Here is an 11,630-nt window from a genome sequence, read left to right as displayed (position 1 = left end):
TGACCAGGTCAGTTATGATTCAGAGAGAATCACAGGAGATCCATTGATGAACACGCCCCGGGATTTCGTTCTACTCCTCGTACTGGCCTCGCTCACGAGCGGCTGCGGAACGCTCTCGAAAATCGACATCCTGCGCGTGGTGACGTCGGGACGCGATGGTTGGCAACACCCCGATCGTGTTGTCGAGGCGATCGGCTTGAAACCCGGAGATACGGTCGCGGAAATCGGGGCGGGGAGCGGCTACTGGTTGGTCCGGCTATCAGAAGCCGTCGGAGAGCACGGCCGCGTCTACGCAGTCGAGGTCGAAAACGAACTCGTCGAAGAGTTGCGCTCCTTTGTCGCCGAGCGGGAGCTGTCGAACATCGTAGTCGTCCTGGGTCGCTACGAGGATCCGTTGTTGCCGGATGCATCAATCGACGTGGCGATGACTTCCCTGACCTATCATCACATCGAAGACCGACCCGAATACTTTACGGCCCTGCACCAGGATCTCTCACCTCGAGGGCGGGTCGTGCACCTCGATGGGCGCGATGATCTTCCCATTCCATTTCGCTGGCTCGCCTCGAAAGGCCACTGGTCCAACATCGACGCGATGAACAACGAGATGCGATCCGCGGGTTACCAGCGCGTAACCTCGTTTGATTTCCTGCCCATGGAGAGCTTGCAAGTCTTTTCTCCCGATGCGGAAGACCTGACGTCCGCAGTCGACCCAGGACAAGACTGACGTGGCCAGGCAGATCCCAGAAGATCGCTTCGAGAAGCTAGTCGAGCACGCGACTGAGGTGTTCATTGCGCGCGGTTTCCGGCACACCCAGATGGCCGAGATCGCCGAAGCCGTCGGCGTATCCAAAGGAACACTGTATGTGTACGTCGAAAGCAAGGAAGCGCTGTTCGCGCTCTGCCTGCTCCAATCCTCCCGCACCCGCCCGGTTGCGGTTCCGAGCGAACTCCCGATCTCGACACCCAGACAGGGGGATCTCTCCACCTTCCTGAAGAATGCAGTCGCGCGCGAGACGCAAAAGTCGCTCATGGATGCACTCGAGAAACCTCGTGCTGATGACATCCACAGAGAACTCGATGTCATCTTCCGCGAACTCTACGAGACCCTGGAACGCAACTGCCGTGGAATCAAGCTCCTGGACCGTTGCTCAGATCATCCCGAAGTCGACGGGGCCTGGAATGTTCTCGGCCGCCGGGCCTACAACGATCACCTGGTCGCCTACCTGGAATCCAGAATCGCCGCCGGACAGATCCCCAGGCATACCGACCCGGGCTTGTCGATGCGCATTTCGCTCGAGATCTGCACGACCTGGGCAGTTCACATCAAGTGGGATCGCAACCCGCAGAGCTTCGATCCGATCCGTACGAAAGGCACCGTGATCGAGTTCGCGATCGAGGGGTTGCTCAATCCAGTACAGGCCAGCCCGTGATTGCCCTGAACGAATCGCTTGCAAGAGCCGAAAGACCGAGAACGACTGAAGAGGATCAGGTCGACTTTCAGATCTCGCCACTGAGCGCGGGCGGAATCGTCATCGCCAACATGATCGGTGTGGGTGTGTTCACGACTTCGGGCTTCGCGCTTGCCGACCTCGGGAGTCGCGAAGCCGTGCTTCTGGCGTGGGTCCTGGGTGGAGGACTCGCGATGGCCGGGGCGCTCTGCTACGGCGCGTTTGCGCGGCGCCTGCCGGAGTCCGGTGGTGAGTACACCTTCCTCTCGGTCACGGTGCACCCACTGGCGGGCTTTCTCGCGGGTTGGGTTTCGCTACTCGGTGGTTTCACGGCACCCATCGCGGCAGCAGGACTGGGGCTTCAAGCGTATCTCGCGAGTTCCTTCGAAACAACGCTGCGACCAGAGTGGATCGGCACGATGGCCATCGGTGCTGCGGCCCTGGTACATGGGATTTCCCTCAGGGAAGGACTCCGACTCCAAAACGTTGCCGTCACAGGACAGGTCCGGAATCCCGCTACAGCGCGCGCTGTCGCTGGTCATGGCGCTCGCGCTATTCACGTCGATCTCGAGCATGGTCCTGACGGGACCGCGCGTGTATGCGCGCATGGCGGACGACGGCCTTTTGCCGCGCTGGATCGGAAGCGGAGATGAAGTTCCTCATGGGGCCGTCGTGCTACAAGCCGGGTTTGCGATCGTCGTCTTGTGGCTCAGCGATCTCGCCCAACTGCTGGGCTTCGTCGGATTCCTGCTCGGCCTTTCGGCGGCGGCCACGGTGAGAACATGAGGTCGCCCATCCGTTTGACGCTGCTCAACATCGCTCTGGTTTGTCTTGCGCTGGCTTTTCCGAACGGCACTCCCAATGCGAAGGAACTCGAGACGTTGCCTTCCGAGACCGCGGTTGCGGATATCCGTGCCAGCGAGGGCATCGTCTTCGTCGATCTCTACGCTGAGTGGTGAGGGAAATGCCGCCGGCAGTTGCCGGTCATCGAATCCCTGGCCGAGGAGTTTTCGGGGCGGGCGCGCTTCGTCATGGTACACCTCGACCGAGAAGGCACGCTCTCAAAAGCCTTCGGTTCTTCAGGAGTCCCTGACTACATCGTCTTCCGTAACGGAGTAGAGGTCGATCGCATAACATTGATCGCCATTGGCTGGCTTCTGGAGCCCCGACTGCGTTGGATGATCGAAGGAGCAATGGAATGAGCGGAACTCGAAACAAGAGCGTGGCGCTGTTCTCCAGAGCGGGCATTGGTTCCGTCTGGACTGGTGCCCTGATCGCAGCGCTCATGCTCGGAATCTTCGCAACCATCGCCTGGATCCAGGGAAGTCTGGACATGTTCCTGAACGGCGAGGCCGGGCTCTGGGAGTATCGAGAGGCCCGCATTGGAATTCTGGTCGCGGTTCTGGCGGGCTTCCTTCCCGGCGCGCGACAACTGCTCGCGGAAGGTGCACAACGCGACTTCGATGCCTTGCGCGGCCAGATCGATTTGACCCCCTCGGCGGTGGAGCGCTTCTGTCTGCTCGACACCCGCTCGATTCAGCTTGCGGGCTGCGCCGGTCTGGCGATCGTACCGCTCACCGCGCTCGCCATCGATCGGGATCCCGGACTCTACTTGCAGAGCGAGTACTGGAATGGCGAACAGATCTTCTCTTGGCTCGTCGGGGGCTGGGTCACATGGAACCTGGGAATCCTCATCTACTCGACGCTGAGCTTCTCGAATCGCTTCTCTGAACTCGCCGCGCACTTACGACGCCTCGACCTGTTCGATCTGCAAGCTCTGTCGCCATTTTCACGCCACGGTCTGCGTTCTGCACTGGTCTGGCTCGTGCTGGCGAGTACGATCACGCTCAATGCAGTCGACGTAGCCTGGTTCGCTACCACTGGTGTCTTTGCGCTACTGCTCGGAGCGAGCGCATTGATGCTTCCCGTGCGCGGGATTCACGAGCGCTTGCGAGAAGCCAAGCGAGCGGAACTGGAACGCGTGGACGCGGCGATCAGAGGAAACGGTGACGCGTTATCCGAATCGGCGATTCGCGAACGAGCCAGCGACGTTTCACTCTCGGACCTTCTCGCCTATCGAGACTTCATCATCTCCGTGCGCGAGTGGCCCTTCGACGCTCCCGCCATACGCCGCTTCGGCCTGTATCTGGCCATTCCCCTGACTTCGTGGCTCGGCGGTGCGCTGGTTGAACGTCTACTGTTCGCAGCACTCGACTGAAATCAGGAAACAGTTGCCGAGTTACCGAAGGGCTTCACGAGCAGGATCAGCCGCGGCAGAAGCGTCAGAACTCCGACCAGCGCCAGGGTCATCGCCAGACCCGTCAGTACGCCGAAATAGATCGTGGGCCAAAAGTTCGAAAAGGAGAGGATGGAGAATCCGAAGATGATGGTCGCTGAGGTGTAGAAGACAGCTCGGCCGATTGTCGCGTGGCAGATCCGCAGCGTCTCGGAGTAGTCCCCAGAGCGCGCGAACTCCTCCCGGAAGCGATAGATGTAGTGAATGGCATTGTCGACGGCGATGCCGATCGTGATCGCGGCGATCGTTATGGTCATGATGTCGAGCGGAATTCCGACGAGGCCCATGACGCCCATCACGAACGTCGCCGCGAGAATCTGCGGAATGATTCCAATCAGCGCGAGTTTCAGCGAGCGAAACAGGACCAGTAGCATCAGAGCGATCCCCAGCAGGACCGCGCCCAGCGTCGAGATCTGAGATTGATAGAGGCTTTGCAGCATATTGTTGTAGAGGACGAGAGTTCCGCTAACGGTGACGGCTCCCTCGCGCAGACCCAGCGTCTCGATCAGGCCATCCGTTATCCGTTGCAATAGTGCAACTCTGCGAAGCCCGTCGAGCGAGTCGATGATTCGCAACTGGATACGCGCCTCATTGTGCTCGAATGAGAAGTACGGATCGATCAGAGGCTCCCGCACTTCGGCCGGGAGCTTGCGATACAGTACCGCGAGTTGGACACCGTCGAACTCTTCTCCATCGTTGACCTCTTCTGCAACACGGATCGCGGAGGCCAGGGAAAGTACCTTGCCAACTTCAGGCTGATCGTCCAGGTAGTCGTGGGCTTGCTTGACGACGTCGATCTTGAACGGCGTAAACCAGTTCTCCGGTCCGGAGGCGGCACCGACGTCCCAGTCGTCGAAGTCATCTTCCTCCTCATCGTCGAAAATCTCTTCTGCGGTATCGCCGGATTCGTAGCTGATCAGAATATCGAGAGGCGTCGTGCCGCCCAGTTTGCGATCGATCAGCTCCATGCCCTGGTAGATCTCGGTGCTCTTGCGAAAGTAGCTGATGAAGGCGTTCTCCACGGTCAGCTTCGATACACCTAGCAGGCTGACCAGCAGGAGCAGACCTGTACTCGAATAGATCAGCGCACCGCGATGCTCCGCCAGGCGGGCAAAGGCTGCCGTGAATGGAAGCTCGTCATCGACTTTCACCGTCTTGCCCTTGGGCATCAAGGCGAGCAGCGCGGGAAAGAGCGTGAACGACGTGATGAACGAAACGGCAAGCCCTGCACTCATCATCCATCCGAAGTCCTGCACCGGTTTGATCTGACTCAATACGAGTGAGCCAAAACCAATGATCGTCGTCAGCGCGGTATAGAGACAGGGAGAAACGATGAGCGTGATCGTATCTGCAACCAGATCGATGTGCTCGCGCTCCGGTTGTTCGGACTGGAGTTGACGGAAACGCACACAAAGGTGGATGTTCATCGAGATGGTGATGATGAGCATCAGTGCGAGGAAATTCGACGAGATCACCGTCACCGGCCAGCCCGCAAGCCCGAGAATCCCGATCATGGCGAGGCCCGCGTAGGCGCAACTCACCAGCGGCAGGACGATCCACCGGACCTCTCGGAAGATCGCCGCCAGCACGACGATCACGAACAGGAATACACCTGTGCCAAAGACGATCAGGTCATTGCGCACGAAGGTGATCATGTCATCGGCGATCATGGCCACGCCGCCGAGGTGCACCTGTGCCTTGGAGCGATACGGCTCGATGACCTCGCGCAGGTTCGCGATCTGATGATGACGCCTCTCGGCGAGAAGTTCGCGGGCCTGATTGTAGGCGACCGAGACCGCGGGAAGATCCTCCAGACCTTCGCTGTCCGATCCTGAGGCGCCGCGGCGAATCAGAAGCCGGTTGCGCTCCGCCATCAATTGGACGAATTCCTGATCGCGCTCCAGATTGAGGGCCAGGGCCGTGGTCTTGCCATCTCGGCTGAGAATCAGTTCGCGATAGACCGGGCTGTCGTGCAACTCCGATCTGGCACGCGCCCGATCGATAGTGGGAGACTCCAGCGTCGGCACGTTCTTGGCCATTTCGAGAAGCGGAACGTCGGAGCTGTTGATCAGTGGTACGTCCAGGATACTCATGACCGAATCGACGCCATCCGCGGAGCGAAGAGCATCTCGCAACTCGCGGAGGAGTTCCAGAGAAGCGTCACTGAACAGATCGCCCTCTGGCGTAAACGTGACGATGAGCAATTCCTGCGTCTCGTAGCGCGCATCAACCTCGCGCATGAGCTGCAGATCGCGATCGTCTTCCAGCAGTAGCGACTCCGCCGAGGCATCGAGCTTGAAGTCCTTGGCGTGATAGGCAAAGAAGGCGAGTAGCAAACACAGTACGGTCAGCGCGGACCTGGGGTGGTCCAGAAGAACTCGTCGATAGATCGAAGTCGTCGCCTTTGTCATCGGGATCCGGATGGTAGCCCGTCTGCGAGCCTCCTGCGCGTTTTGGGCGTACAAGCCAAGCATGGAAAAGAATCTCTGGCTTGCTTCCGAACTCGGCTGCATCGCTTCTCAGGTCTGATCGTCGGCAGACCGATCCCCTCGTCGTGCACCCACGCAGTCGCATGACGGTTTTCTTCTGGGGTTTCGCGCTGGCGACGGCGTTGGGCTCATTGGCTGCACTTGGACCGAAGGTTCTGTCTTCATCGATCCAGGAAGAAGAGGACTCCGTTGTGGTCGTGATCGTCGGTGATGACGCTAGAGTCGCTCAGGTCCGAAGCTTGTTGGACGACAAACGCGTACTCGTCGACTACCCCCAGGGAATCGCCTTGCACGAAGGTCGCGTGATCGCAGCCGATGCCGAGGCGGCCAGTGCAGTTCTGACGAGCGCGGGCTGGGGCGATTCCCGGCTCGACATCTTTACACCGGGCAGTCTGGGGCGAAACTACGATTCTCCTCGGAGTTCAGGAGAAACCTCGACGCGCATCAGGGAACTGATGAACAAGCCCGAACTCTCAATGATCGAAGCTCGTGAGCTGCTCAATTGGATGGATACGAACCCCTGAGGCATCCGACCGCCGTCCGGATTCTCACCGTCGTAGTAGCGGGCTATACGGCTCTCGCAAACTTCCGGGCAGGGCTGTCGTAAGACCGGCTTCAGGCCAGCTTGTCACGGAAGTAGGCCAGGACCTCTTCGAGTGCCACGCGAGTCGGTTCCCCGGCGTCGGCAAAGTCGAGCGTGAACACGGAGTGTCCTTTGCCCGGCAGGGTCGTCAGGCGCACTCGCTCGATATCGTCGTTGAACGCACTGTCGATTGCGTCGAATTTGTCGGCTTTGCAGAGCACGTCGCCTTCGAAACGGTATGCGAGCATGGGGCCGTGTTCATCGAGCCTGGTCCGAACCTGATCGACTTCAGCTTCAGACATGTGTAGCGCGTGCTTGTTCATGAGCGGCAGCGAAGGTTGCGAGGCAACACTGGCCAGAACGCTATCGTCGGCCATCAGTGAAATCGCGAAGTTTCCGGTGAGACACATGCCGATCACGCCAACGCCCGATACGGTGTAGTCCGTTCGCAGTTTCCGACACAACGCCTTCAGCCAGTCGACGATCGGACTCGTGGCGTTGTTCTGGAAAAGATGAAACTCGCGTCGGATACAGAAGACACGCAGCATATTTCCAACGAGTGAGACCTTTCCAAGTGGCCCAAAGAGATGCGGGAGGGCGACGCGAAACCCCGATTCGATGAAGCGGTCGGCCAGACTCAGGGTTTCCGGTCCGATCCCGGGCAACTCCTGGACAATGACGACGACCGGTCCGCTGCCCCGCGTGTATACGTCGTGGTGAACCATATCTCCGCTGGCGATCGGTGCGGCGAACTCGGACTTTTCGTACCCGTCGAGCATCTGACCTCCCCGGTCACGTTGGGAACACGTCTCCATGGTCTCATAGCTGAGCTGGCATCTCTGCACTCATTCGGGGGAATTCGGGTCGATGCCGATTTCCAACTCGCGGCGGCGACCGAGCTTGCGACTGGCGCGCGCAGCGGCGAGCAGGCGCGCCCGATCGGTTTGCTGACGAAGCGTAAGTGATCCCGATCCCACTTCCTGACTCACCTCGATTCGCTTTCTCGATCCATCGCTCGACAGCGCCACTACTTCGATGCGATTGACACCGGGCGCCATCTCGAGCAACGCAGCAAAACTCCCGTCGGCGTTGCGCACGAGTTCGAGAGCGGGCGCTCCCGTGGTCAGGTTCCTCACGTGCAGTTCCTTCAGCGAAGCGAACTGAATCTGGGCGAGCAGGCGCCCGAGTTCAGCCGGATTGGCAACACCTTCGTAGGAGCCTCCGCTCGCCTTTGCCACCTCGGCGGCCGCGCGCGGATTGGCTACGGCGTCGCGGCCAATGGCAAACGTGTGGATGCGAATCCCCCGCTTTGCGAGACTGCGTGCAGCGGCGATCGCCCGATCCGAAGGATCCGCCGCATCTGCCGATCCGCCGCGGCCAGGCTTGGGCAGTGTAGGGATTCCATCGGTCAGCAGAACCATGTGTTTCTGTGCGCGACTTCGCTTCGCACTCAGGCGACTACCGAGCAGTGCCTTTCCCGCAACTCGCAGTCCGGCGTACATATTGGTTCCGCCGGAGGAGCCGGCCAGCTGAACCGCTTCGAGCGATCTTCGCACTTCCGCGTAGTCCGACGTCAGACTCACCTCGATCCAGGCGTGGTTCTCGCCCGGGTTCTCACTACCGGCGAAGGCAACGATTCCGACGCGTGTGGTGCGCGGGTCGAAAGTTCCCAGCAGCCCGCGTACGGCGGCGACCTCCGCAGCGAGAATATTGTCACCACTACCGCGATCGCCGCCGAGCAGTCTCCCGATACCGAAACCGCCTCCGGTCTTGCCGTCTCCATCGATATCGGCACCCGATTGTCGGGCCGTGCTGCCGGAAACATCAATTGCAAAGACGATGTCGAAGCGCGTGGCATCGCCGGTCTTCGTGAACGCTCGACCCGACAGGAAACGCAGGTTCTGTTCCGTACCCGAGGCCACTTTCGTCACGGAGTCCACCGCAAGGAACAGGCTGTCCTTCGAAGCGGCCAGTACCACTAGCGAGATACTCGCGATGAACAGGGCGTGATGCAGTGGCTTGGCCAGTGGGTTCATTTGTCCAGAGGTTCATTCATCAGCGCACCCGCGCAAACAGGCATTTCAGATAGGCTCCCTCTGAGAAACCGACGGGATGGTCTATCGGTTCGGTCGCGCGCGCCAGTTCATCGATTGGGCGGCCGGAATCGTGTGCAGCCCTGTGCACGAGTTCAAAAAAGCTCTCGCGATCGATCCGCGCCGAGCACGAAGCCATGACCAGCAGGCCGCCCGGGCGCAGGAGAGCGACTCCGTTCGCGACCAGACGCGCATAGGCAGCGCGCGCACGATCGACCTCGTCCTGACGCTTCGCCAAAGCCGGTGGATCGATGACCAGCGCATCGAAACGTCTCCCTGCGTCTTGCATCTGCGGCAGGGCCTCGAATACATCAGCCTCCATCGTCTGGTGTTTCGCCGTCGCGATGGACGTATCTGAACGATTGAGTGCGAAGTTCCGCTCGGAGGCCGCCAGGGCGGGAGCGCTCTGATCCAGGCTGATGATGTTTCGCGCCCCGCCGCGCGCGGCGTAGAGCGAGAATCCACCCGTATAGGAGAAGGCGTTCAGCAACTCTCCTCCTCGAACCAGAGTTTCGAGTCGACTGCGATTGTCCCGTTGGTCCAGGAAGAACCCCGTCTTCTGACCGCGCACCGGATCGCACTCGAAACGCAGCCCATTCTCCTGGAAGGTCAAAGGTCCGTCGAGCTCGGCACCGTAGATCAAGGTGCCATCGGCCAGACCGTAGAGTTCACTCGTCCGCGAACTCACGTCCCGACTGAGTCGAAGCACGACGCGTTCAGCCGCCGTTACCTGCAGGAGTGCGTGCAGAGCACTGCGAAGATGCGGAAGCCACGCAGGAGTGTAGAGCTTGACGACCAGGGTCTGCGCGTAGCGATCCACGACCAGACCGGCCATGCCCTCATTGTCCCCGTTCACCAGACGGTAGGCGTCGGTGCCCTGTCGCTGGAGATCTGCGCGACGGGCAGCCAGCTCGGCAAAGCGCCTCGAGAAGAAGGAAGCGTCGATCGGAGTGGGCTTGCCCGCGTGTAGAACGCGCACGCGAATCGGCGATCCCGGGTCGTACAAACCGATCGCCAGGAACTTGCGCGCGCGATCGAATACGACCGCGAGATCTCCAGGCCGGCCCTCGTGACTCTGTTCGCGAATACCCGATTCAAAAAGCCACGGATGACGTTTGCGCAGAGCGCGCTGTCCGCTGCGATCGACTCGGACCGTTACGTTGCGCTCGTTCGCTTCGGGAAGCGAGGCGAGCGCCGGGAATTCACCTTGCATCACATTCACAGTATGGACCGGTCGTCGCAGCACGTCGCGTCGGAGCCGGGTGGATATCGAACGCGACGATCTCGCAATCAGCCCTGGGCCTTCGCCGTGGGCTTCCATCTTGACCGATAAAACGGACCGATACAGACTGCGCATACTCGGAGGAGATCGCACCCCCATGGCTGCTGAACTCGATCGGCGTTCCTTCAATCAATCCATTCTCGCAGCGGCCATCGGCCTGGCGTTCCCCGGATGCGGCGCCGACGACGACCGCTATAGCGAAGCAGACGCGGCGGCTCTCGAGGCGCATCGACGAGACGAGTTGGAAGCTTCGGGGACGGGTCCCTACGGGCCACAAGTCTACCGCGGCTACCGGGGCCTGGCGGAGATGCCGTGGTTCGACCTCGACGACGCTGGCCGGCTGATCTGCACGGTCGAAGACCTGCCACCGGTGATCGACATGCACGCTCATCTGGGAATGTCCATGCTGTTCGCGCCCGAGATCGATCTATTGAGCCCCACACCGCCCGTTCGACACATCCTCGATTGCGACGCCCAGGATCCCGGCTGTCGGCTGGATCTGGACGTGTATGCCAACGCCAATTTCACGGCTGCAGATCTGTGGGCGCTTCGCAGGGGAGCCGTCGCGCAGCTGAGCATCGGAAGCTCGGCGGCTGCGACACACACGATTCCCAATCTAATAGAAGAACTGGACGCGATGCGCATTGCGCAGGCCGTAATCCACCCGATCGCATTCGGGCTTCCCTTCGGCGATGACCTGACCGAACGGTTCGGCGCGGCGATCAAAGCCGCGGGGGTGGGAGATCGCCTGATTCCGGGCTGCTCGGTGCACCCGCGAGATGACGGAGCGATCGAGAAGCTGCGCCGCTACGCCGCGGCCGGCGCCCGCATCATCAAGCTGCATCCCGCCGGTCAGCGCTTTTTCCCGGACTCCCCCGAAGCTATGGTGATCTACGAGGAATGCCAGAATCTGGGTATCGCCGTGTTCTTTCACGGTGGCCGGGCGGGAATCGAGCCGGAATACGCGCATCCCTTCAATCTGATCCGACACTACGAGCCCGCGTTGAAGCGCTTTCCCGGGTTGCCCTTCGTGCTCGGGCACGGCGGTGCCCGAGATGTGGCCGGGGCGATCCCCCTGCTGGAGCGCTACCCGAACTGCTGGTTCGAGATCCACGGCCAGGGCGTGACGGTCCTGCGGCAGATCGTCGAGCGCGCCGACGGCCAGCGTCTGCTATTCGGCACGGACTGGCCGTTTTACCACCTGGCCATGAGCTTGGCGAAGGTTCTGATGGTGACCGAGGACCGGCCGGATTGGCGCCGGGCAATCCTGCGCGGGAACGCAGATCTGCTCCTGAGCCCCTAGGGAACCTCTGCACAGGGAGGCTGCGGCTGCGAAGCGCGATGCATCCGCCTGCGCTGCGTCGCGCGACCCTCTGCAGATCTACGGATCTGCGATCGGATCACCCTTCTTGCTCAGGCGGCGACTCCCGCTTCTCGCT

General features: G+C 60.8%; 13 protein-coding genes. 9 read left to right on the top strand and 4 right to left on the bottom strand.

Annotation, left to right across the window (positions count from 1 at the left end):
* Window positions 1-46 precede the first annotated feature (46 nt).
* Genes GY725_16425 through GY725_16395 form a run of 7 tightly spaced genes read left to right on the top strand, consistent with a single transcriptional unit; the run spans window position 47 to window position 3,666 of the window.
* A complete protein-coding gene (locus GY725_16425) occupies window positions 47-724 on the top strand; it encodes a methyltransferase domain-containing protein (GenBank protein MCP4005777.1) in 678 nt (225 codons plus the stop codon).
* Window position 725: 1 nt separating this feature from the next.
* Window positions 726-1,430 (top strand): TetR/AcrR family transcriptional regulator, encoded by a 705-nt coding sequence (locus GY725_16420; GenBank protein ID MCP4005776.1) that lies wholly within the window; start codon window positions 726-728, stop codon window positions 1,428-1,430.
* Entirely contained in the window at window positions 1,427-2,101 is a 675-nt protein-coding gene (locus tag GY725_16415; GenBank protein MCP4005775.1) for an amino acid permease, read from the top strand. The genes GY725_16420 and GY725_16415 overlap by 4 nt, the downstream gene beginning before the upstream one ends.
* Window positions 2,055-2,234 (top strand): hypothetical protein, encoded by a 180-nt coding sequence (locus GY725_16410; GenBank protein MCP4005774.1) that lies wholly within the window; start codon window positions 2,055-2,057, stop codon window positions 2,232-2,234. Before GY725_16415 ends, GY725_16410 begins: the two co-directional genes overlap by 47 nt.
* Window positions 2,231-2,407, top strand: coding sequence for a hypothetical protein (locus GY725_16405; protein ID MCP4005773.1), 177 nt, complete (start codon window positions 2,231-2,233; stop codon window positions 2,405-2,407). Before GY725_16410 ends, GY725_16405 begins: the two co-directional genes overlap by 4 nt.
* An 18-nt stretch (window positions 2,408-2,425) precedes the next feature.
* Window positions 2,426-2,650, top strand: coding sequence for a hypothetical protein (locus tag GY725_16400; protein MCP4005772.1), 225 nt, complete (start codon window positions 2,426-2,428; stop codon window positions 2,648-2,650).
* Window positions 2,647-3,666 (top strand): hypothetical protein, encoded by a 1,020-nt coding sequence (locus GY725_16395; protein ID MCP4005771.1) that lies wholly within the window; start codon window positions 2,647-2,649, stop codon window positions 3,664-3,666. Before GY725_16400 ends, GY725_16395 begins: the two co-directional genes overlap by 4 nt.
* A 2-nt stretch (window positions 3,667-3,668) precedes the next feature.
* Here GY725_16395 and GY725_16390 read toward each other — a convergent pair whose 3' ends face one another.
* Window positions 3,669-6,155, bottom strand: a complete 2,487-nt coding sequence (locus GY725_16390) for an MMPL family transporter (GenBank protein ID MCP4005770.1) — start codon at window positions 6,153-6,155, stop codon at window positions 3,669-3,671.
* A gap of 143 nt (window positions 6,156-6,298) precedes the next feature.
* Between GY725_16390 and GY725_16385 the strand changes: the two genes are divergently transcribed.
* A complete protein-coding gene (locus GY725_16385) occupies window positions 6,299-6,757 on the top strand; it encodes a hypothetical protein (GenBank protein MCP4005769.1) in 459 nt (152 codons plus the stop codon).
* Window positions 6,758-6,848: 91 nt separating this feature from the next.
* On the opposite strand, the gene GY725_16380 is transcribed toward GY725_16385, so the two are convergent.
* The 3 genes from GY725_16380 to GY725_16370 all read right to left on the bottom strand — a co-directional run bounded on the left by GY725_16380 (window position 6,849) and on the right by GY725_16370 (window position 10,122).
* Window positions 6,849-7,595: a dienelactone hydrolase gene (locus GY725_16380; protein MCP4005768.1), complete on the bottom strand. Its 747-nt coding sequence runs from the start codon at window positions 7,593-7,595 to the stop codon at window positions 6,849-6,851.
* Window positions 7,596-7,661: 66 nt separating this feature from the next.
* Window positions 7,662-8,852 carry a VWA domain-containing protein gene (locus GY725_16375; GenBank protein MCP4005767.1) on the bottom strand — a complete coding sequence of 397 codons (1,191 nt, stop codon included), beginning with the start codon at window positions 8,850-8,852 and terminating at the stop codon, window positions 7,662-7,664.
* A 19-nt stretch (window positions 8,853-8,871) separates the two neighbouring features.
* On the bottom strand, window positions 8,872-10,122 hold the full coding sequence (locus GY725_16370) for a class I SAM-dependent rRNA methyltransferase (protein ID MCP4005766.1): 1,251 nt from the start codon (window positions 10,120-10,122) through the stop codon (window positions 8,872-8,874).
* Between the two features lie 166 nt (window positions 10,123-10,288).
* Here GY725_16370 and GY725_16365 point away from each other — a divergent pair, with 166 nt between their 5' ends.
* The gene (locus GY725_16365) at window positions 10,289-11,494 is read left to right on the top strand and encodes an amidohydrolase family protein (protein ID MCP4005765.1); all 1,206 of its coding nucleotides are present in this window, start codon (window positions 10,289-10,291) and stop codon (window positions 11,492-11,494) included.
* The last annotated feature ends 136 nt before the right edge of the window (window positions 11,495-11,630 follow it).

The sequence above is a fragment of the bacterium genome, assembly GCA_024226335.1.
In the GTDB taxonomy this organism is placed as follows: Bacteria; Myxococcota_A; UBA9160; order SZUA-336; family SZUA-336; genus JAAELY01.
The sequence above is the reverse complement of the archived record's forward strand: the minus strand, read 5'-3'. Positions and strand labels throughout refer to the sequence as shown.